We start from the raw sequence: 20,944 nt of genomic DNA, 5'->3' as shown, positions 1-20,944 counted from the left end.
GGGTAGCAAACCGCGTGCCGTCGCCACGGGAGCAACCGGGTGTCGGCGGCCTCGCAGAGAGTGCAAAGATGTGTCGGACATCGCAAGTGCACCAACAGGAGGACCGCAGCGTGGCCGAGGCCGAATTCGACGTACTCATTCTCGGGGCCGGGTCCGGTGGCTACTCCTGTGCCCTGCGAGCGGCACAGCTCGGCCTCTCGGTCGGGCTCGTCGAGAAGGGCAACCTCGGTGGCACCTGCCTCCACATCGGCTGCATTCCGACCAAGGCCCTGCTGCACGCGGCCGAGGTCGCCGACTCCGCCCGTGAGGCGTCGCAGTTCGGTGTGCAGACCACGTTCGAGGGCATCGACATGCCCGGCGTCAACGCCTACAAGGACGGCGTCGTCGACCGCCTCTTCAAGGGACTCACCGGGCTGATCAAGGGCCGCGGCATCACGGTCATCGAGGGCGAGGGCCGGCTGACCGGTCCGCGCACCGTCACCGTCGACGGCGCGTCGTACTCCGGCAGGAACGTCGTGCTCGCGTCGGGCTCCTACTCCCGCTCGCTGCCCGGCCTCGAGGTCGACGGCGAGCGCGTCATCACCTCCGAGCAGGCGTTGCGCCTCGAACGCGTGCCCACGTCGGTCATCGTGCTCGGCGGTGGCGTGATCGGCTGCGAGTTCGCGAGTGTCTGGAAGAGCTTCGGCGCCGACGTGACGATCATCGAGGCGCTGCCCCGACTGGTCGCCGTTGAGGACGAAGCCTCCTCCAAGGCCCTCGAGCGTGCCTTCCGCAAGCGGAAGATCGCGTTCAGGACGGGCGCTCCGTTCCAGAGCGTGAAGACCACCGACACCGGCGTCGCGGTCACCGTCGAGGGCGCCAATGGTGAGCAGAGCGTCATCGAGGCCGAGCTGCTCCTGGTGGCAGTCGGCCGCGGTCCGACGACCGACGGGCTCGGATACGACGAGCAGGGCATCGCCATGGACCGCGGGTTCGTGCTGGCCGACGAGCGCTGCCGCACCAACGTCGACGGCGTCTTCGCGGTCGGCGACATCGTGCCCGGTCTGCAGCTTGCCCACCGCGGCTTCCAGCAGGGCATCTTCGTGGCCGAGCTGATCGCCGGGCTCGATCCGACGCCGATCGACGAGTCGGGCATCCCTCGGGTCACCTACTCCCACCCCGAGATCGCCTCGGTCGGTCTCAACGAGTCCGCCGCCCGCGAGCAGTACGGCGACGAGATCACCACCGTGACCTACGACCTGGGCGGCAACGGCAAGAGCCAGATCCTCAAGACCCAGGGCTTCGTCAAGCTGGTTGCCCGCAAGGACGGCCCCGTCGTCGGCATCCACCTGGTGGGTGACCGGGTCGGCGAGCTCATCGGCGAGGCCCAGCTGATCTACAACTGGGAGGGCCACGCCGACGACGTCGCTCCCTTCGTACACGCGCACCCGACCCAGAACGAAGCACTCGGCGAGGCCCACCTGGCACTCGCCGGCAAGCCGCTGCACGCCCACTCCTGATTTCACGACCGACCAGCCTCCTAGACGACAGGAATCCCATGGCCTCCGAAGTCACCCTCCCCGCACTCGGCGAATCCGTCACCGAGGGCACCGTCACCCGCTGGCTCAAGCAGGTCGGTGACGCCGTTGCGATCGACGAGCCCCTGCTGGAGGTCTCCACCGACAAGGTCGACACCGAGATCCCATCGCCCGTTGCCGGCACCCTGCTCGAGATCAAGGCCAACGAGGACGACACCGTCGAAGTCGGCGCCGTGCTGGCCATCGTCGGCGAGGAGGGCGAGGGCGGCGGCAGCGCGTCGTCCGACGAGTCCTCCACCGACGAGTCCTCCTCCGACAGTGAGGCCGGAGGTGGCGAGGACGTCCAGCAGGAGGCCGCCGAGGTCGACGCCGAGGAGCGGGACTCTTCCGGCGAGGCTCCGTCGGAGCAGGCAGAGCCCGAGCAGGCCGAGCCCGAGAAGCAGGAAGAGGAGCCCGCCGAGCAGCCTGCAGCCGAGCAGGACGCGCCCTCGGGCGACTCCGGCGGTGGCGGCGGGTCCGGCACCTCGGTGACGTTGCCCGCCCTGGGCGAGTCGGTCACCGAGGGCACCGTGACGCGCTGGCTCAAGCAGGTCGGCGACGACGTGGCCGTCGACGAGCCGCTGCTGGAGGTCTCCACCGACAAGGTCGACACCGAGATCCCCTCCCCCGTGGCCGGCAAGCTCCTCGAGATCAAGGTCAGCGAGGACGAGACCGTCGAGATCGGCGCCGAGCTCGCCGTGATCGGCTCCGGCGACGGTGCCGCAGCACCCGAGCCGAAGGAGGAGGAGGCCGCGCCCGAGCCGGAGAAGGAGGCCGAGGAGGCACCCGAGTCCGAGCCGGAGCCGGAGCCGGAGAAGGCACCCGCACCGGAGCCGGAGCCGGAGAAGACGCCCGAACCCGTGGCCGAGAAGCCCGCCGAGCCCGAGAAGCCGGCCGCCGCACCCCGGGCCGCCGAGGGCTCCGGCGACCAGAGCAGCTACGTCACCCCGCTGGTCCGCAAGATGGCCACCGAGAACGGCGTCGACCTGAGCGCCGTCACCGGCACCGGAGTCGGTGGCCGGATCCGCAAGCAGGACGTGCTAGACGCGGCTGCCGCGCAGAAGGCACCCGCCGCGGAGGCCGCACCGGCCGCCGCTCCCGCTGCCGCACCCTCGGCGCCGGCAGCAGCGTCTGCGGCCCCGTCGCCGCTGCGTGGCAAGACCGAGCCGCTGTCGCGGCTGCGCAAGGTGATCGCCAAGCGGATGGTCGAGTCGCTCCAGGTGAGCGCGCAGCTGACCACGGTCGTCGAGGTCGACGTGACCGCGATCGCGCGTCTGCGCGCCTCCGTCAAGGACGACTTCGCGGCCCGCGAAGGCGTCAAGCTTTCGTTCATGCCGTTCTTCGCCAAGGCTGCGATCGACGCGCTCAAGCAGCACCCGTCGCTCAACGCCACGATCGACACCGAGAAGGGCGAGGTGACCTACTTCGACCGCGAGAACCTCGCGATCGCGGTCGACACCGAGAAGGGGCTGCTGACCCCGGTCATCAAGGAAGCCGGCGACCTGTCGATCGCCGGTCTCGCACGCAAGATCGCCGATGTCGCCGAGCGCACGCGCACCAACAAGATCACGCCGGACGACCTGTCGGGCGGCACCTTCACGCTGACCAACACCGGCAGCCGAGGGGCGCTCTTCGACACGCCGATCATCAACCAGCCGCAGGTCGCCATCCTCGGCACCGGGTCGATCGTGAAGCGGCCCGTCGTGATCGACGACGCCAACCTCGGAGAGACGATCGCGGTCCGGTCGATGGTCTACCTCGCGCTGACCTATGACCACCGACTGGTCGACGGCGCCGACGCGGCCCGCTACCTCACGGAGGTCAAGCAGCGCCTCGAGGCCGGTCAGTTCGACCTCTGACCAACACGTCGCAAGATATGACGAGCGCCGGGACCCATCGGGTCCCGGCGCTCGTTTCTTGTACGCCGGTCGGCTACTTCGCCAGGGCCTTCCAGTCGTCGAGCCCAAGGGCCGACCCGAGCGCCCGGCTGATGTGCAGGACGAACTCACGGTTGAGGTGGAAGCTGTCGCGGTAGACCGCGTGCTCGTCGATCACGGCCGGGCACACGTCGTCCTTGCACAGCCACGGCAACGGCGAGACGTACGTCGCGCCGGCGTCCTCGGCAGTCGCCTTCTCGGCGGCGTTGTGCTCGTCGTACACGCCGACCTCAGGGGTGACGCTGCACTCGTCGAGAGCGTCAGGGTGCTCGGCCAGGCAGGTGCCGGCGTCCTGGGTCGGGTACGGCGCCTCGCCGAGCACGAACACCTTCGCATCGTTGTGGTCGAACGACGCGATGGTGCGACTCAGGCTCTTCTGCCAGATCTCGTCGGCGTCCTCGTCGGGGGTCCAGGTGTTGTCGGCGTTGCCCTGGCCGAGGGCCCTCGGCTCACCGTCGTCGGTCACAGCGAAGCTCCGGACGGCACCCGCGAGCACCACCATGTCGGGCTTGACGACGTCGTCGACGAGTTCGGTCACCCGCCCGTTGAACTGCGTGCACTCGGCATAGGGACGGGACTCCGCGGCCAACCACGGCGTCTCGCCGAGGAGCGGCGGGCAGCCCAGCTTCGTCAGCACTGCGAGCCGGTAGCCGGTCTGCTCTGCGATCCGGGACAGCGCAGGCATCCACATCGCCGCCCGCGAGTCGCCCCACAGCAGGATGGTCCGGTCTGCCGCCGGGTCGCCGAAAATGCAGATCTCGTCGATCAAGGCGTAGCCGTAGTCGCGTGCACAGCGCTGCTCGAGGCTGGTCAGGGCACCGGACCTGGCGATCAGGCCCTGTCCCGGCACCAGGTCCTCGGGCACCTCGGACGTGTCGACGGCCTCGGTCACCATCGACTCGACCTGTGCGGCGTCCGGCAGGCTGCGGAGGATCTCCTCGGCCGACGGCCCCTTGTCCTTGACGTCGTCGTCGTCGCCACTGGAACAGCCCGCCAGCACGGCCACCGTGGTCGCCAGGAGAAGTGCCACGGCAGTGCGCCGAGCTCTGGCCGAGAGAGGAACAGACATGCGATCGACCCTCTCATGCAGGTTCGGGGCGTTCACAACGGTGGGGGCAACCGGCCCCGTGCCATGGTTGGACCATGCACGCGGTCATCGCCGGCTCGTCCGGGTTCCTCGGATCTCGTCTCGTCTCGTCGATGCGCCGCCATGGCCACACCGTGACCACGCTCGTACGCCGCGAGGCCCGCACGCCGCACGAGCGCCGCTGGGATCCGTACGACGGCGCCCTTGCGGCCGACGTACTCGCGGGTGTCGACGTCGTGGTCAACCTCGCCGGCTCCCCCACCGCCGGCAACCCGCATTCGAAGTCGTGGGCGCGAGAGCTGCGCGAGTCGCGGGTGACGACCACGCGGGTGCTGGCCGAGGCCATCGCTGCGGCGGACGAGCCGCCGCGCTTCCTGGCCGGCAACGGCATCTCGTTCTACGGCGACCACGGCCCGGACTCACTCGGCGAGGGCGCCGACTCACGCGGCGACGCGTTGCTGACCCAGGTGACCCGCGACTGGCAGGCGGCGACCACAGCCGCCACGGGCGCCGGCGCCCGCGTCTGCGTGCTCCGCACCGCCCCGGTGATCGACCGGCGCAACCCGCCCATGAAGCAGCTGTTGCCGCTGTTCAAGGCCGGCCTCGGCGCGCGCCTGGGCTCCGGCACCCAGCACTTCCCGATCATCTCGTTGCGCGACTGGATCGGCGGGGTCTGCTTCCTGGCCGAGTCGCACGACGTCGAGGGCCCGTTCAACCTCTGCTGCCCCGACACCCCCACGAACGCGGAGTTCACCCAGGCGCTGGCCGACGCGGTCGGCCGGCGGGCCCGGCTGGCGGCTCCGTCGTGGCTGCTCAAACCAGCCGCCGGGTCGATGGCGCCGGAGGTGCTCGGCTCTGTCAACGCGCGGCCCGAGGCGCTCGAACGGGCCGGTTACGACTTCCGCGACCAGGACGTGCGCGACGTCATCGCCAGCGCGCTGGGCTGAGCCTCACTCCCGCACCTCGTCGACCAGCCACTCGCCCGCAACCAGCCGCAGCGTGACCTCGCGAGTGCTCGCCCGGTCGGCGGGCAGCGTGATCCTCCGGTCGTCGCCCACTGCGACGGCGCCGCGCATCCGGTCGGTCACCGAGACCACGACCGCCCGGTCGTCGTGCCGCAGCACCTGCGCCCGGAGCACCTGCGTGCGGAGGCCGCGGACGCGCAGCCCGCGGTCGACGTACGCGCTCAGCATGTCGGCGTCCTGGCGGCCGGTGCGGGAGCCGGCGACGTAGAGACCGCGCAACGCCTCGACGTCGCCCTCCGCCCAGGCCCGCGCGCGGCGCGCGTCCCAGTCGGCCAGGGTCGCGACGGCGTCGGGCGGCTCGGCACGGCCGACCGATGAGCTGTCACCACCGGTGGTGGAGAGCCACACCACGACCACGAGCAGGACGCTGAGCGCCGCCACGACGGCGCTCCCGAGGACGAGTCTGCGAGCGAGCACGTGACCACTCTGCCCCGAATCGGCGGCCGGCGTCGGGCGTCATCCACAGGCTCATTTCCCGGCGGTAGGGTCGACGCCATGTCCTTTGATCTGCGTGTCGCCGGCCTGGGTGACGAGGCCGTCGACTACCTGACCGCGTGGGATCTCCAGCGCGAGGTTCACGCCGCCGTCGTCGCGGGCGAGTCGCCCGACACGGTGCTCGTGCTGGAACACCCGCCGGTCTTCACCGCCGGCAAGCGCACCGACGCCCACGAGCGACCGGCCGACCCCGGTGGCGCTGCCGTCATTGACGTCGACCGCGGCGGCAAGATCACCTTCCACGGCCCCGGCCAGCTCGTCGGCTACCCCATCGTTCGGCTCCCCGACCACGTCAAGGTCGTCGACTACGTACGCCGCGTCGAGGAAGCGCTCATCCACGCGTGCAGCGACCTGGGCGTCACCACCGCCCGCATCCCCGGCCGTAGTGGCGTTTGGCTGCGCGCCGACGACCGTGGTCCCGAGCGCAAGGTTGCGGCCCTCGGGATCCGGGTCAGCCACGGCGTCACGATGCACGGCTTCGCCATCAACTGTGACGTCGACCTCGGCTGGTACGACCGGTTCGTGCCGTGCGGCATCGCCGACGCCGGGGTCACCTCGCTCAGTGCCGAGCTGGGTCGCGACGTGACCACCGCCGAGGTGCTGCGGGTGGTCGAGCAGCACCTGCGGCGCTATCTCGACTGGTCGTCGTACACGCCGACGCCCGACTACCAAGCGCGCCCCGAGCCGGGTCGTGCGCCGCGCGTCGAGCTGGTCAGGCCGGGCGCCTGACGGCAAGTTGGGGCGCCTCGGGGCCCCGCGTAGAGTGTCGGCGTGACGCTAGCTGCCGCCCCAGATCCCGGAAGTCGCAAGCTCCTTCGTTTGGAAGTCCGTAACGCGGAGACCCCCATCGAACGCAAGCCGCCGTGGATCAAGACGAAGGCGAAGATGGGTCCGGAGTACACCGCCCTGCAGAACCTCGTGAAGTCCGAGGGCCTGCACACGGTGTGCCAGGAAGCCGCGTGCCCCAACATCTTCGAGTGCTGGGAGGACCGCGAGGCGACGTTCCTCATCGGCGGTGACCAGTGCACGCGGCGCTGCGACTTCTGCCAGATCGACACCGGCAAGCCGCTGCCCCTCGACCGCGACGAGCCCCGCCGGGTCGCCGAGTCGGTGCAGAAGATGCAGCTGCGCTACGCCACGATCACCGGCGTCGCCCGCGACGACCTCGAGGACGGCGGTGCCTGGCTGTACGCCGAGGCCGTGCGCGCCATCCACGAGCTCAACCCCGACACCGGCGTCGAGAACCTGATCCCCGACTTCAACGGGAAGCCCGACCTGCTGCGCGAGGTCTTCGAGTCACGGCCCGAGGTGCTGGCCCACAACGTCGAGACGGTGCCGCGGATCTTCAAGCGGATCCGGCCGGCGTTCCGGTACGACCGCTCGCTCGACGTGATCACCCAGGCCCGCGACTTCGGCCTGGTCACCAAGTCCAACCTGATCCTCGGCATGGGCGAGACGCGTGCGGAGATCAGCCAGGCGCTGGTCGACCTGCACTCCGCCGGCTGCGAGCTGATCACGATCACGCAGTACCTCCGCCCGTCGCTGCGCCACCACCCGGTCGAGCGCTGGGTGAAGCCCGAGGAGTTCATCGAGCTCAAGGACGAGGCCGACGAGATTGGTTTCTCCGGCGTGATGTCCGGGCCGCTGGTGCGTTCGTCGTACCGTGCCGGCCGGTTGTACCGTCAGGCCCTGGAGTCCCGAGAGGGCGCCCGCGCCTCGCTCTGAGCGCGACCCAGATCCGCAGCCGTTCGAACACGACAGAAGGCCACGCATGTCCAGCACCTCCCCGGTAGCCCCCGAGAAGTTGAGCCGGCGCAAGCAGTTCGCGCAGACCTACAAGATGGCCCACAAGACCGACCGGGCCCTGCCGTGGTGGATCCTCGGGACGTTCGTCGTCGGCGCGGCCGTCGGCTTCACCATCCTGTGGCTGCTGCCCGGGACGGGCGCCCTGTCGCTGGTCCTCAGCATCGTCAGCGCACTGCTGCTCGGCCTGCTCGGGGCGCTCATCATCTTCGGTCGCCGTGCCCAGCGGGCGGCGTACGCCCAGATGGACGGGCAGGCAGGTGCTGCCGCGTCGGCGCTGCAGATGCTGCGCCGTGGCTGGAAGGTCGACCCGGTCGTCGCGTTCACCAAGCAGCAGGACGTCGTGCACCGGGTCGTGGGTCCGCCCGGCATCGTGCTCGTCGGTGAGGGCAGCAGCCCCAACCGGCTCAAGAGCCTGATGATCACCGAGCGTCGCAAGCACGAGCGGGTGGTCGCGGACGCGCCCATCCACGAGGTCATCTGCGGCAACGGCGAGGGCCAGGTCCCGCTCACCAAGCTGGTGCGTCACGTGACCAAGCTCGGCCGCGGCGTCAAGCCCGCCGAGATGACCGACATCCTCAACCGGCTCAAGGCGCTCGACGCCAACCGCTCGAACATCCCGCTCCCGAAGGGGCCGATGCCGACCTCGATGAAGGGCATGCGCGGCAACCAGCGCGGCCGCTGAGCGCGCCCTCCTCAGGGTCTGCTCAGGCTGCGGGGTCCATCGTCGGCATCTCGGGCATCGTGGTGATCTGGTCGGCCGGCGGCGCGTCGATCGAGACGTCCTTGCCCCAGTCGTCGACCTTCATCGTCAGCTGACCAGCCTGACCGAGCTCGCTCTGCATCTGGCGGAACAGCCCGTCGCCGTCCAGCCACACGTCGTACTTCAGCTCCTTGGGCAGCGCGCCCTCCGGCGCGTCACTGGCCACCGATCCGGCCACCTTCTCGCCGTCGACGACGAGCGTGTAGTGGTTCATCTGGTCACCGTCGACTTCTTCCTCGCCGACGAAGGTCACGGACTTGATGGCGTCCTCGAAGTTGTCGAAGGCCTTCGCGGGGTCCAGCTGCTCGGTGAAGTCGCCGCCCAAGGGGTTGCTCGGGTCGTCGAGGTCGAAGCTCATGAACTTCTCTCCCCCGCCGGGCACCGACATGTAGAACGTGCCGTCGACCAGGCGCAGGTCCATGTCCTCGCCGGACATCGGGCTCTTCATGGTCATCGCCATCGACGGCGGGGTGGTCGAGTAGTCGATGTCGCCCTCGGCGGACAGCGCCATCTGGCCCTCGGTCTCCATCGTCATGTGGGCCGTCGTGCTCTTCGAGAAGGCCGCCTTGAAGTCGGCGACGAAGTCGGCCGGGTCGACCTCCTCGCCACTCTCGGCGCCGGATGCGGTCGACGAGGTGTCGGTGGCCTTGTCGTCGGAGCCGCACGCGGCGAGTCCGGCGAGTGCGATCGGGAGTGCGGCAGCCCCCAGGGCCAGCCGGCGAAGGGTAGAAGTCGTCATGCGATCGAGGTTACCGGGAGCTCCCAGACGCTGTCTGGAGCGTCACGGTGGCCGTGCCGGCAGCGATGTCGTGCAGGCCGCGACCGTCTGGCCGGAAGACCAGGGGCGGGATCACCAGGCAGATCAGGACGCTGCGCAGCAACGCCTGGAGCAGGCCGACCGGCGCGCCACTGCCGTCGTGCCGTACGACGCGCAGCCGGGTCAGCAGCTTGCCGAACGAGCCACCCACCGAGGCGGTGAGCAGCGCCGACTCGATGACGTAGACCGCCATCGTGTAGAAGCCGGAGTAGCGGTCGTCGCTCCAGCCGGACGGCCCGATCAGGAGCAGCACGACCAGGGTCGAGGCGAACCAGTCGACGACGAGGGCGAGCATCCGACGGGCCCACGAGGCGGTCTCGATCACCCGCACAGGCTAGGTCGTCGTACCTCATGGCCGGAGGCTGGGCATCTGTTACACGGCCGAAACAAACGGGATACGGTCAAGAAACTGCCCCTGCGTAGGTTCACGGACATCCGGTGCGGCAACGCACTCGGTTCTGAACCCGCCTGCCAGAAACCGCATTCGGTCGGGGACGAGATCCCCGACCAAGGAGGACACGAATGTTCGCAAACAGCGACGAGCTGCTGAAGTACGTCAAGGACGAAGGCGTCGAGATGGTCGACGTGCGTTTTTGTGACCTGCCGGGTGTGATGCAGCACTTCACGGTGCCGGTCTCCTCCTTCGACCAGTCGGTGTTCGACGACGGCCTGAACTTCGACGGCTCGTCCGTGCGCGGCTTCCAGGCCATCCACGAGTCGGACATGGCGCTGTTCCCGGACCCGACCACGGCCTACCTCGACCCGTTCCGTGCGGCGAAGACACTGGTCGTCAACTTCTTCGTGCACGACCCGCTCACCGGTGAGGCCTACTCGCGCGACCCGCGCAACATCGCCAAGAAGGCGCAGGCCTACCTCAAGTCGACCGGCGTCGGCGACACCGCGTACTTCGCCTCCGAGGCGGAGTTCTACGTCTTCGACTCGGTGCGGTTCGAGACCAAGCAGAACGCGGGTTTCTACCACATCGACTCCGAGGCCGGCGCGTGGAACAGCGGCTCCGAGGACAACAACCGGGGCTACAAGGTCAAGTACAAGGGCGGCTACTTCCCGGTCGCGCCGTACGACCACTTCGGCGACCTCCGCGACGAGATCGTCATCGAGATGGAGAAGACCGGACTGCACGTCGAGCGCGCCCACCACGAGGTCGGCACCGCCGGCCAGGCGGAGATCAACTGGCGCTTCGACGAGCTGCTGAAGAGCGCCGACGACGTGATGAAGTTCAAGTACCTCGTCAAGAACGTCGCCTGGCGCAACGGCAAGACCGCGACCTTCATGCCGAAGCCGATCTTCGGTGACAACGGCTCGGGCATGCACTGTCACCAGTCGATCTGGAACGAGGGCGAGCCGCTCTTCTACGACGAGACCGGGTACGCCGGCCTGTCCGACATGGCTCGCTACTACATCGGTGGCCTGCTCAAGCACGCGCCGTCGCTGCTGGCCTTCACCAACCCGACGGTGAACTCCTACCACCGCCTGGTGCCCGGCTTCGAGGCTCCGGTCAACCTGGTCTACAGCCAGCGCAACCGCTCGGCCTGCATCCGCATCCCGATCACGGGCTCGAACCCGAAGGCCAAGCGCATCGAGTTCCGCTGCCCCGACCCGTCGGCCAACCCTTACCTCGCCTTCTCGGCGATGCTGCTGGCCGGACTCGACGGCATCAAGAACAAGATCGAGCCGCACGAGCCCGTCGACAAGGACCTCTACGAGCTCCCGCCCGACGAGCACGCCGGCATCCCGACCGTGCCCGCCACGCTCGACGCGGTGCTCAACTCGCTCGAGGCCGACCACGACTTCCTGCTCGAGGGTGACGTCTTCACCCCCGACCTGATCGACACGTGGATCGACTTCAAGCGGACCCAGGAGATCCAGCCCGTCGCGCTGCGTCCCCACCCGCACGAGTTCGAGCTGTACTACGACCTCTGAGATCTCGTAGACCACGAAAACGGCCCCTGACCTGCGGTTTTGCAGGATCGGGGGCAGTTTTCGTTGGGCTAGATCGGCCAGATTTCGCAGGGATTCCGCAGGAGATTCACTCCGGGAACTGTTGGGCGCCGACTTTGGTAGCGTCCGGCCCGCGACAGCGTCGCGGAACGCAAGTTGCCCAGGTGACCTTCAACGGGCACGACATCTGCTGGATCCCCGACCGGCTCTGGCGGGTGGACCGCGGCTCTGCTTCAGCAAGGTGACGTTTCCTGACCGCCCGGCCTCACGCGAGACCGGCGAATGGGTCATGCGCGACTGGGACCTCGCCGACCGCGAAGAACGACGAAGGGTGTACGGCTACCTGCTCCGCGCCGGCCTACCACTGTGGATCTACCGCTGGGTCGACGGAGCGCTCCTCGTCGATCTCTGGCCCGAGCTCGACCTGCCCAGTCCGCTCCGGAAGGAGTGGCAGCCACTCATCGACCACGCCCGGCAAGGGCCCACCGAGGACCCGATGAGAGTGTCATTCGACGACACCAAGATGCGACGAGCCGAGGAACTGCAGGAGCGGATCGCAGCCCGACGTGTCGAGGCCGCACGGCGCCTGACGCAGCGGGACGCTTAGCCGAGTTCAGGCGGTGAGAATTCGCAGTGCGGCCTGTCCGTTGGTCCGCCACCCCGCGGACAAGGAACGCCACTCGCGAGCGTCGTCCGGCAAGGCCCGAAGTAGGGTCTGGAGCCTGGCCGTGTCGGACCCGGTGAAGTGCTCACGCTCGGCGTACGGATCTTCAATCACGGCCAGCAGAAGAGCTGCGTCAAGCAGGTGGCGCTCTTTGTCCCGCGAATCAGTCTGATAGGCGGCTGCCTTGAGGATCACCGCACCGAACGGGGACGGAACGCTGACCGTAGTCGTGCGTCCCGGAACGATCTCAAGCCGAGCGTTGATGGCGCGTTTGAGGGCTTGGGTGCCACCCTCGATCGCAACCATGGTGCGACCGCGAAGCTTCTCGACCACGCTGGGTGCCGGGTGGTCGGCCACCAATACGTCCACGACGTCCGGTGCGCTGGAGACGAGGTCGACGCTGGACTGGCGGCGCTTGAACCGGTGGGCGGTGCCGTGGCGTTCGTCGATGGACGGCGCGAAATCGTACCCGAGCGACTCAAGCGCCCTGGCAGTCTCGGCGGCGACACCGCGAGTGGTCTCGACGTGAAGCACGATGTCCACGTCATTGGTCGGACGCAGGGTGTCAATGCCTTGGTGAATGCCGTGGAGCTGGGTCATCAACCCGCCGACAAGAGTCCACTTCTCGTGCGCGAGGACCGCCTCGATCTCGGCGACGTTGGGCCACGGCGCACCCCAGCCACCAGGCAGACTGGGCACTTCGATGGCCGGGCGCTCAACCACGGAAAGCCTCCAGCACACGGTCGAGTGCGTCGATCCCGGCCCGGCGCTCGCGGACATCGAGAGACTCGGCCAGGTCGAGCGCCCCGAGGACGACGCTTCGCTGGCTCAGATCACGAACGACGTCGAGGTCCATCGCGGTGGCCCGCAGCGTGACCCTGCCTTCGTCGTCCCGAATCAGTCCGTGACGCGAGACGAGTCCGAGAACGTCGCCGACTGCGAGGTAGCCGTCAATGTTGTTCGCCTGTGCCAAGCCGAGCCGGCCCGCGACATCGGCGGCGTACACGAGCTCGGCTTCGAGGTACTGCCCCGTGCTGGAGTGGGCTGCGTAGCGGGTCACGTCAGCCCGTTCACGAGCACGCTCGACCAGAACGGCCGCGCTCATTGCTCGGAGTCGGCCTTTGAGACGGGATCGCTGGCTCTCCCCCATCCACTCCGCGTCAGCACCCGACAGGATCGCGACCGCGCCCCACGCCGTTGCCTCGGACCAAGCGCGCTTGTGAGAACCTCCACGCACCGCAGCAAGCCGCTCTACGGAGGTCTCGTCCAGCACGCCCCGCGCGACCTGCCGCAGCTCGCCGCGCGCGACAAGGTGCTGTACCTGTCGCGTCGAGACCCCGAGACGGTCAGCGGCCTCGGAGATGGCAAGAAGACTCATGACAGACAGTTTCGCTTATGCGAAGTTATCAGTCAACCTCGACCCCTTCTCCGCAACCCCCATTCCGGCTGGGTTGACAGTCCCTTTGCAATGCGTATAGTTATGGGAGAACAGTCAGAAAGGACAAGCGATGTCGAAGTGGGTGCCGGTGCTGGTGCGGCTTGAGGACTACGCCGAGTTCGCGGCCATGGTCGCGGATCGGGAGTCCCGGCGTAATGAACCCGTGTCGGAGGTGACGACCATGCCGTCGAGCGCGGCAACCGCCTCTCCCGACCCGGATGAAGTCCAACTCGCTTCCTGGACACCCTGGCCCATCGAGGACCTAGGGAAGTTGGCCGCCGGGGCTAGTGAGACAGCGAAGCGTTGGACGCGCGCAATGGATGTGTGCTGTGAGGTCGCCGGCACCCACGACCAGTGGTTATCGACATCGGAGGTGGCTGCGAAGAGCGGCATGACTGTCAACGAATGGCGCGACGCCCCGCGGAAGATCACGCGTCACCTCAAGGCGAACTACCCCAACGTGCCTCTCGACTCACACGGTCTGCACATCTGGCCACTCCTCGCCAAGGGCAAGCCCGGCTCGCAGGAAGTCCACTGGGCGATGAATGCCGAGCAGGCGAGCAGTTGGCGCAAGGTGCGAGGGCTGGAGTCGTGACTCGTCGGCCCGACATCCCTCGGCGCCCACGGGATCGCGAAGGCACGCCGTACGACCAGCCGCGATCATTCCGAATGAGCGATCAACTGTGGACTTCCGTGCAGAACACGGCCCAGGCCGACGGCCTCACCGCCTCCTTTGTGCTTGCAACGCTCGCCCGAGACTTTGCCAAAGGATTGCTCGACGTCCGAGAGGTCACTAGCCCCGGTCTTTCATGGAGGTAGTCGGACGGCTGCGCGTCGAGGTTGACGACGTGTGCGTTGCTTGGGCTGGTTCCGGGGTTGACCTGTAGGCCGACTGTCGCTGTCGGGTGCGGTTCTCCGGGTCCTCGGGTTGTGGGTGGGCGGGGATGTTCAGGCTGGTGGTGGGATCGCTGCGATGTTGGCGAATGTCGCGACGATCGCTGCCGCCCAGGGCCAGGTGTCGGGGATCCGGAGTTGTCGCCGTCTTCCGGTGTGGACCAGGCGTGCTGGTGCGTGCAGGAGTCGGTAGCGCAACGCTTTCGGCTCACAGCCGGCGAGCACAGCAGCCTCGCCGGTGAAGGCCAGAAGTCTGGTCCAGGCGGTGAGGTCGGCAGCGATCATGGTCGCTGTCAGCCAGGCCTGGTTGATCGCGAACTCACGTGAGGGGAATCTGCCCAGGCCGGTGTCCTTGGCGATCCGGATCCGGTCCTCGACGCGGGCGTGAGCACGGTGACGGGCTTCGAGGAACGCCAGCTGTCCGGTGGTGGTGTTGGTCGCGATCACTTGGTAGCGCCACCCGTCGGCTTCTTCGAACAGCGACAGCTGCGCACCGGGGTGGGGTCGTTCGCGGCGCACGATGAGCCGCATCCCGGGCGGCCATGCCGTCAGGTCAAGGAGGTCGGTGAGCTCGGCGACGTCACCACCTTCGCGGACCCCACCATCAGCATCGGACGCGGGTGTCCACACGTGCTTGGGGACGACCTTGATGGCTTCGCGGATCTTCTCGGTGACTGCGTAGCCGACGCTGTACTCCAAGCGACGTCCCCGCACGCGGCCTTGTTCGGTGAGCCAGGCCAGGAGCTTGTGGGAGGCACCCGCGCCATCGCTGCGGATCAGCAGGTTCTTGCGTTGTGCGGCGGGGACCTGGGCGATTGCCGCGGTGAGGACTTCGATGTGATCGGTCGCGGTGTTCGACCCCGCCTTCCCGGTCCGCAACGTGGCGGCGAGGAACTCGCCTGTGTTGTCGCACCACACCCCGATCGGGTGGTACCCGAACGTCCGCTTGAACGTCGCCGATGCCAACTCTTTCTCGGAGTGGGTGATCACGACCGTGGCATCGACATCGAGCACGACCACCTCGCCGAGGTCGGTGCCGGCGACCTTCGAGGCAGGGAACCCTTCGGGTGAGGCGTTCATGAGTGCCCAGACGTGGCGCCGTGTCCTGGCTCTGGCCACGGCGATTTTCTTGACCTGCCCGGGGTTGATCTCATCCAAAGCCCGCCAGACCGTGGCCTGCGAGGCCACCGCACCGAGCACGGGTTCCTGGTGGCGCAGGACCTCGATGTCAGCGATCGCTTCACCGCCGTCGGCGATCATCACCGCGACATCGACCAGGACCCGGCCGCGGTCATGGGCAGGGGTGAACGAACGTCGTGCCAGGGCCTTCGAGAGCTGTCCAGTCAGCCCGGTCCGATCACCTACGAGACGCAGCCCGACGCTTCCGGCATGGGCCACCACGCCGACACCGCCCCCAGTTACTGACAGACCCCTCGACCACGAACTACGCTTCACCTGCAGAGTTCCTTCCAGTTGGAGAACTTGTTCCGTCGCAAGACCAAGTTTCCCCTGCTGGACAGGCACTTCTGTGTTTCTACGCGCCGATCAAGCCGCCGACCCGTGAATGATCCGGGCTAGAGGGAGCGAACCGAGCAAGTCAGCCCGAATCAGCGACGCGGCGCTGAAGCTCGAATCCAAAGCCCAAGGCATGCCGGCCTCCCGCGTACTCGTAGCGCTCGCTCAGGACTACGTGCAGGGGCAGGTCGCTCTTCATGTACATGTGGTCACGAGCCAGCAGCTGTAACCAGAGCCCCTCCAAGATTCCGCAGGGATTCCGCAGGAGAACCTTCGAGGCCGAAATCAGCCAACCTCGCCCCACCGGCCAAATCGACGTTTCCGCAGGTCAGACCGTGTTGTTCCGAGATGTCCGGAGGTGTCCAACACCCCCTCCGGTGTTCGAGCTGTACTACGACCTCTGAGTCGTAGCCACGACACCCCAGCCCCTGTCCTCTCTGAGGGCAGGGGCTGGTGCCATGTCCGGGCCTCGCGGAAGAACCCGCGATCAGGATTGCGGAGGACGTATGCCTGCACTCCCCCGCTCAACCGCGGCCTGCTCCTCCCGATGACGCAGCATCAGGACGACGGTGTCCCGTCAGCACCCTCGGGACCCGAGGGCACCAGCTGCCCGGACTCCCACCGGATCAACGTCAGGAGATGCGTGCCGATCACGGCTCCGACCTCAGCGACGGATGCGTTGGCCGAACCCGGACGCTGTTCCTCTCCCACCGAGATGGAGAGGAACAGCGTCGCAGCAGCACCCATTGAGGGTCACCCCCAAAGATCTCGACTCGTAGGTGAACAACCCCCCGGGCCTCGGGGGTGCTAGCTCGTCCGTTCGGCGTAGGTCTCTGCGGCGCTGAAAACGCTCGTGACGTAGACCCGCTCGTGGTTGTAGGAGTAGATCGCAGCGGCCCAGTCGGCACCGTTGGCCAAGGTGCCGGAGGCACAGAGATACCGCGCAGCGGCGAACGCCGCATCGTCCAGATCGTGCGGGTCGGCGACACCATCACCGTCACCGTCGGAAGCCCACGTCGTCCAGGTGGAGGGGATGAACTGCATCGGGCCCACGGCGTGGTCCCAGGCGGCGTCACCGTGCCAGCGGGCGCTCTGGGCCGTCGCCGGAATGGCCGCGAACCGACCGCGACCGTCGAGAGTCGGGCCGAGGATCGCCACCGACGGTCGGCCGTCGGCCGACACGGAGCGGCCACCTATGGTGCCGTGCTGCGACTCCACCCAGCCGATGCCGGCGAGCGTCGTCCAACCGAGGTGGCATGAGCCCGGGACCTGCTGCGTCGCCCGCGCGTAGGCACGCAGGGCCGGGGCGGGAATGCCCGCCCGATACGCCGTGTCGGCGATCCACTGGCCGTCGATGAGCGTCGGCCGAGACCGTGAGACTGTGCCGCGCCGTACGGGAGTGACGGCCGGCGCCCCGACGACGGGCGGCGGCACCTGCACCGTGCTCGCCAGGACCGGGTCGCGGTAGGAAGCCTGCTGCTGAGCGACGTACGCCGTGGCGCTGAGCACGCCCAGCACACCGAGCATGGCGACGAGGTGGGACAACCTCACCCGAACCGGCCGTTCACGTAGTCAGAGGTGCGCTGGTCCTGGGGATGAGTGAACATCGCGGTTGTGTCGCCGTGCTCGACGATCACGCCCGGCGTGCTGTGCGACGCGAGGAAGAACGCGCAGGTGTCGGAGACCCGGGCTGCCTGCTGCATGTTGTGGGTCACGATGACGATGGTGACCTCCTTCGCCAGCTCCTTCATGGTCTCCTCGATCACGCGCGTCGAGGTCGGGTCCAGCGCCGAGCACGGTTCGTCCATGAGCAGCACGCGCGGCCTGATCGCGAGCGAGCGGGCGATGCAGAGCCGCTGCTGCTGGCCCCCGGAGAGCCCACCGCCGGCCGCGTCGAGCCTCTCCTTGACCTCGTTCCACAGCCCGGCGCGCACGAGGCACTGCTCGACCAGCTCCTCCTTGGCACTGCGAGAGGCCCTGGTGCCCGTCAGTTTCAGTCCCGCGATGACGTTCTCGCGAATCGACATCGCCGGGAACGGGTTCGGTTTCTGGAACACCATGCCGATGCTGCGACGGGCGTCGGTGATCTTGCGCTGGGGGTCGTAGATGTCGACGCCATCGAGCAGCACCTCCCCGGCCAGGGCCGCGGACGGCACCAGCTCGTGCATCCGGTTGAGGATCCGCAGGAACGTGGACTTGCCGCATCCCGACGGGCCGATGAGGGCCGTGATCCCGCCGGCCGGCATCGTCAGCGAGACACGGTCGAGGACCTTGTGCTGGCCGAACCATGCAGTGATCCCGCGTGCCTCGATCTCGGCGAGGGCGGAGGTGTTCACGCCGTCTGCCGGGGAGTACGACGGGACCGGCGGCAGCACGGTCGTCGCGTCGGCGTACGGGGAGGATGCGGAGGTCATGGGTGCCTTCTCTTGGTGAATGGTGCGGGTAGCGGGCCCGGGCTGCGTCAGCAAACGCCCGGGCCCGCTGGTCTCACAGCTGCTTGATCGTGAACGTCTTGGTGCCGCCGCCGACCGTGGCGGAACCCGAGACGTAGCTGACCTTCAGCTTGTTCTTGCCCTTCGGAAGGGGCTTGAGCTTGATCGTCACCTTGCCGCCCTTGAGCGTGCCCGTGCCGACGACCTTCTTCTTGAGCTTGATCGTGACCTTGCCGGTGGCGACGCGGCCGGCGACGGACGTCGTGATGGTCACGACGCCCTTGGCGCGCTTGCCGGACTTGACCTTCGACTTGAAGGACTCAGCGACCTTCGACGTGGCCTTGACTGCGGGAACCGGCGCGACTGCCACCACGGTGACGACCGTCGGCGCGGACTGCGACGCCGCGAACACCGAGTTGGCGCTCGGGGCGAACTTCGCGACGACCGTGTGGTTGCCTGCGGCGATCCCGGAGAGATCCTTGGTCGCCTTGCCCCCGGTGATGGGGGCCGAACCGGCCGCCGCCGCCGCACCGTCGAGGAAGAAGCTCACGATGCCGTCTGGGGCAGTGGCGGCACCGACGGTCGCGGTGAGCTTGAGGGCACCCGCCGCGGCCGAGGAACCCACGACCGACGTGGTGGTGGCCACCTGCTGGACAGCCAGGTTGGTGGCCGGGTCCTGGGTCGGGACGCCGCAGGCGCCGCCCTGGGTGCGGGGCAGGAGCTGCTCGAAGCCGGCCTTGGCGATCAGCGGCTTGGCGGCTGCCGAGCAGACGAACCCGCTCTCGCCGAAGATCGATATGATCTCCGCCTTGGCCACATCGGCCTGACGGACGACGTTGTAGAGGGCGCGAGCGGCCGTGAAGCCACCCTCGATGCGCAGCGTGCCGAGCAGACCGGCACGACCCACCGAGAACGGCGCGACCGCATTCGGGTCGGCCTTGATCGGCGCGTCATCGTGCTCCTGCACCTCGGTGACACTGGGCGCCAGGGTGACGTCCGTGCCACCGTTGGCGGCCTTGAGCTGGGCCACGAAGAAGTCGCGCGTGCCCGATCCAGTCTGCGGGATCTTGGGGGCGATCAGGCCCGCCGAGCCGCCGAGCTGGCTCCAGTTGGTGACTACGCCGCTGTAGATCTTCACCATGTCGGCCGAGCTGATCGTGGCCGGCGCGTTCGACGTGGTGGCGGTGGCGAGCGCCAGGTTGTCTTTGGCGAAGGGGAACGCGAACAGACCATTGGACTTCTCGGTGGCGCTGATGGCCGAGGAGGAACGGGCGAAGTCGACGTCGGGGTTGTTGCCCGCGCCGTACAGCGTGCTCTTGCCGGCACCGGAGCCGTTGGGCCGGTTGACCGCGGCGTGGGTCTCCTGGAGGACCACGGTGGTCGAGTTGGTCTGCGTGCCACCGGCGTCCTTGATGGCCGCGTCGAAGGACATCAGCCGTCCGGTGGTCTTGCCGGCGTTGTAGCCCGCGACGCCGTCCTTGCCGTCGGCGAGGTAGGTCACGGCATACATGGAGGTGTCGGAGCCGACACCGACGACGTCACCGAGGTTCGGCACGGCGGACGGGTCGGCCTGGGCGGGGGCCATCACGGCCCACGACGCGACGACGAGGGACGTGGTGGCCACGCCCGCGAAGAGCCTGCGAACAGACATCTGGATTCCTTTTCGTGTGTGTTGGTTGTGGTCGTGCAGGTGGAGCACCGACGCCCGGTGGGCCCGGTCAGAGCAGGTTGGGCAACAGCCGCATCACCACGTCGGTGGTCACCCAGGCCACGGCGATCACGACCGGGGTCGCGATCACCCACACGAGGGCGGTGGACCAACGCTGACGCGCGGCGATGACACCGAGCGTCATCGCCAGGAGCAGGGCCAGGCACAGGGCAAGGAGCGGCAGTGCTCCGGGCTCCGTGGCCATCGCCTGCTCGGAATCGGGGATGGCCGTCGGCAGGCCGGGAGGAGCGGGGAACGCCTTCTGGGCCTCGGCGTCGACGTAGACGACCTCCGACGGCGCCACGGCCGCCAGCTGGCCACGACCCACGGCGCTGACGAGGACCATCCGGGCAGCTGTGGCCGGGCGCGGCTGCGGCAGCGGTTCGCCGGCGCGACGTACGCCGAGCACAGCGAACTCCTGGCGCCCCTGCGCTGTGACGACGTCGATGACGTCGCCCTCCTGCAGGGTCGCGATGTCACCGAACGGACCGCCGTACGACGCGGCGCGGCCCATCACCACCGAGGTGCCGAGCTGCCCGGGCAGCACGGTGTTGCGCTGGTGCCCCGGACCGGACAGCAGGTCGCCGGAGGCCGTGCCCTCGACGACGACCTGCTCGACCCCGAGGGATGGGATCGAGAGGAGGGCGACCGGGTCGCCCAGCGACGTCACCGGGCCGATGGGCGCCGTCGCGGCCGCGAGCTGCTCACGGAACTCGACGTACAGCCGCGCCTGGTCGCGCTGCTGCGACAGTCCGCCGAGGAACAGCATCTGGGCAAGGACCCAAGCGCCCACCAGCACCAGCATCAACGCCGTCGTGGACACCATGGAGACGGCCCGCTCACCCTGGCGG

General features: G+C 68.4%; 21 protein-coding genes. 9 read left to right on the top strand and 12 right to left on the bottom strand.

Annotation, left to right across the window (positions count from 1 at the left end; translation table 11 throughout):
• The first annotated feature begins 110 nt into the window (after nucleotides 1-110).
• Together lpdA and sucB are read left to right on the top strand one after the other, a co-directional pair.
• Nucleotides 111-1,499: a dihydrolipoyl dehydrogenase gene (gene lpdA, locus H4Q84_RS22465; RefSeq protein ID WP_248581281.1), complete on the top strand. Its 1,389-nt coding sequence runs from the start codon at nucleotides 111-113 to the stop codon at nucleotides 1,497-1,499.
• A gap of 38 nt (nucleotides 1,500-1,537) precedes the next feature.
• Nucleotides 1,538-3,415 (top strand): 2-oxoglutarate dehydrogenase, E2 component, dihydrolipoamide succinyltransferase, encoded by a 1,878-nt coding sequence (sucB, locus tag H4Q84_RS22460; RefSeq protein ID WP_248581280.1) that lies wholly within the window; start codon nucleotides 1,538-1,540, stop codon nucleotides 3,413-3,415.
• 73 nt (nucleotides 3,416-3,488) lie between these two features.
• On the opposite strand, the gene H4Q84_RS22455 is transcribed toward sucB, so the two are convergent.
• Nucleotides 3,489-4,562 carry an SGNH hydrolase domain-containing protein gene (locus H4Q84_RS22455; RefSeq protein WP_248581279.1) on the bottom strand — a complete coding sequence of 358 codons (1,074 nt, stop codon included), beginning with the start codon at nucleotides 4,560-4,562 and terminating at the stop codon, nucleotides 3,489-3,491.
• A 74-nt stretch (nucleotides 4,563-4,636) separates the two neighbouring features.
• Between H4Q84_RS22455 and H4Q84_RS22450 the strand changes: the two genes are divergently transcribed.
• Nucleotides 4,637-5,527, top strand: coding sequence for a TIGR01777 family oxidoreductase (locus H4Q84_RS22450; RefSeq protein ID WP_248581278.1), 891 nt, complete (start codon nucleotides 4,637-4,639; stop codon nucleotides 5,525-5,527).
• A 3-nt stretch (nucleotides 5,528-5,530) separates the two neighbouring features.
• On the opposite strand, the gene H4Q84_RS22445 is transcribed toward H4Q84_RS22450, so the two are convergent.
• Nucleotides 5,531-6,022 carry a hypothetical protein gene (locus H4Q84_RS22445; RefSeq protein ID WP_248581277.1) on the bottom strand — a complete coding sequence of 164 codons (492 nt, stop codon included), beginning with the start codon at nucleotides 6,020-6,022 and terminating at the stop codon, nucleotides 5,531-5,533.
• Between the two features lie 78 nt (nucleotides 6,023-6,100).
• Between H4Q84_RS22445 and lipB the strand changes: the two genes are divergently transcribed.
• Genes lipB through H4Q84_RS22430 form a run of 3 tightly spaced genes read left to right on the top strand, consistent with a single transcriptional unit; the run spans nucleotide 6,101 to nucleotide 8,588 of the window.
• On the top strand, nucleotides 6,101-6,829 hold the full coding sequence (gene lipB / locus H4Q84_RS22440; RefSeq protein ID WP_248581276.1) for a lipoyl(octanoyl) transferase LipB: 729 nt from the start codon (nucleotides 6,101-6,103) through the stop codon (nucleotides 6,827-6,829).
• Nucleotides 6,830-6,871: 42 nt separating this feature from the next.
• Entirely contained in the window at nucleotides 6,872-7,825 is a 954-nt protein-coding gene (lipA, locus tag H4Q84_RS22435; RefSeq protein WP_248581275.1) for a lipoyl synthase, read from the top strand.
• A 46-nt stretch (nucleotides 7,826-7,871) separates the two neighbouring features.
• Nucleotides 7,872-8,588, top strand: coding sequence for a DUF4191 domain-containing protein (locus H4Q84_RS22430; protein WP_248581274.1), 717 nt, complete (start codon nucleotides 7,872-7,874; stop codon nucleotides 8,586-8,588).
• Nucleotides 8,589-8,610: 22 nt separating this feature from the next.
• On the opposite strand, the gene H4Q84_RS22425 is transcribed toward H4Q84_RS22430, so the two are convergent.
• Entirely contained in the window at nucleotides 8,611-9,405 is a 795-nt protein-coding gene (locus H4Q84_RS22425; protein WP_248581273.1) for an LppX_LprAFG lipoprotein, read from the bottom strand.
• 10 nt (nucleotides 9,406-9,415) lie between these two features.
• Nucleotides 9,416-9,808, bottom strand: coding sequence for an RDD family protein (locus H4Q84_RS22420; RefSeq protein WP_248581272.1), 393 nt, complete (start codon nucleotides 9,806-9,808; stop codon nucleotides 9,416-9,418).
• A 197-nt stretch (nucleotides 9,809-10,005) separates the two neighbouring features.
• Here H4Q84_RS22420 and glnA point away from each other — a divergent pair, with 197 nt between their 5' ends.
• Entirely contained in the window at nucleotides 10,006-11,424 is a 1,419-nt protein-coding gene (gene glnA / locus H4Q84_RS22415; protein ID WP_248581271.1) for a type I glutamate--ammonia ligase, read from the top strand.
• A gap of 259 nt (nucleotides 11,425-11,683) precedes the next feature.
• Nucleotides 11,684-12,049, top strand: coding sequence for a hypothetical protein (locus H4Q84_RS22410; protein WP_248581270.1), 366 nt, complete (start codon nucleotides 11,684-11,686; stop codon nucleotides 12,047-12,049).
• Nucleotides 12,050-12,055: 6 nt separating this feature from the next.
• Here H4Q84_RS22410 and H4Q84_RS22405 read toward each other — a convergent pair whose 3' ends face one another.
• Nucleotides 12,056-12,829 carry a hypothetical protein gene (locus H4Q84_RS22405; protein WP_248581269.1) on the bottom strand — a complete coding sequence of 258 codons (774 nt, stop codon included), beginning with the start codon at nucleotides 12,827-12,829 and terminating at the stop codon, nucleotides 12,056-12,058.
• Nucleotides 12,822-13,484: a hypothetical protein gene (locus tag H4Q84_RS22400; RefSeq protein WP_248581268.1), complete on the bottom strand. Its 663-nt coding sequence runs from the start codon at nucleotides 13,482-13,484 to the stop codon at nucleotides 12,822-12,824. Before H4Q84_RS22400 ends, H4Q84_RS22405 begins: the two co-directional genes overlap by 8 nt.
• 451 nt (nucleotides 13,485-13,935) lie before the next feature.
• Here H4Q84_RS22400 and H4Q84_RS22395 point away from each other — a divergent pair, with 451 nt between their 5' ends.
• Nucleotides 13,936-14,139 (top strand): hypothetical protein, encoded by a 204-nt coding sequence (locus H4Q84_RS22395; RefSeq protein ID WP_248581267.1) that lies wholly within the window; start codon nucleotides 13,936-13,938, stop codon nucleotides 14,137-14,139.
• Nucleotides 14,140-14,492: 353 nt separating this feature from the next.
• Here the strand turns inward: H4Q84_RS22395 and H4Q84_RS22390 are convergent, their stop codons facing one another.
• The 6 genes from H4Q84_RS22390 to H4Q84_RS22365 all read right to left on the bottom strand — a co-directional run bounded on the left by H4Q84_RS22390 (nucleotide 14,493) and on the right by H4Q84_RS22365 (nucleotide 20,919).
• Nucleotides 14,493-15,911 (bottom strand): IS1380 family transposase, encoded by a 1,419-nt coding sequence (locus H4Q84_RS22390; RefSeq protein ID WP_248583585.1) that lies wholly within the window; start codon nucleotides 15,909-15,911, stop codon nucleotides 14,493-14,495.
• A gap of 600 nt (nucleotides 15,912-16,511) precedes the next feature.
• The gene (locus H4Q84_RS22385; RefSeq protein ID WP_248581266.1) at nucleotides 16,512-16,700 is read right to left on the bottom strand and encodes a hypothetical protein; all 189 of its coding nucleotides are present in this window, start codon (nucleotides 16,698-16,700) and stop codon (nucleotides 16,512-16,514) included.
• A 60-nt stretch (nucleotides 16,701-16,760) separates the two neighbouring features.
• Nucleotides 16,761-17,504 carry a lytic murein transglycosylase gene (locus H4Q84_RS22380; RefSeq protein ID WP_248581265.1) on the bottom strand — a complete coding sequence of 248 codons (744 nt, stop codon included), beginning with the start codon at nucleotides 17,502-17,504 and terminating at the stop codon, nucleotides 16,761-16,763.
• Nucleotides 17,501-18,367: a phosphate ABC transporter ATP-binding protein gene (locus H4Q84_RS22375; protein ID WP_248581264.1), complete on the bottom strand. Its 867-nt coding sequence runs from the start codon at nucleotides 18,365-18,367 to the stop codon at nucleotides 17,501-17,503. The genes H4Q84_RS22380 and H4Q84_RS22375 overlap by 4 nt, the downstream gene beginning before the upstream one ends.
• Nucleotides 18,368-18,440: 73 nt before the next feature.
• Entirely contained in the window at nucleotides 18,441-20,036 is a 1,596-nt protein-coding gene (locus H4Q84_RS22370; RefSeq protein ID WP_248581263.1) for a substrate-binding domain-containing protein, read from the bottom strand.
• 67 nt (nucleotides 20,037-20,103) lie between these two features.
• Nucleotides 20,104-20,919: a class E sortase gene (locus H4Q84_RS22365; protein ID WP_248581262.1), complete on the bottom strand. Its 816-nt coding sequence runs from the start codon at nucleotides 20,917-20,919 to the stop codon at nucleotides 20,104-20,106.
• Nucleotides 20,920-20,944: the final 25 nt, after the last annotated feature.

Source organism: Nocardioides sp. InS609-2, assembly GCF_023208195.1.
Taxonomy (GTDB): domain Bacteria; phylum Actinomycetota; class Actinomycetes; order Propionibacteriales; family Nocardioidaceae; genus Nocardioides.
This window is presented reverse-complemented; position numbering and strand designations above follow the sequence as displayed.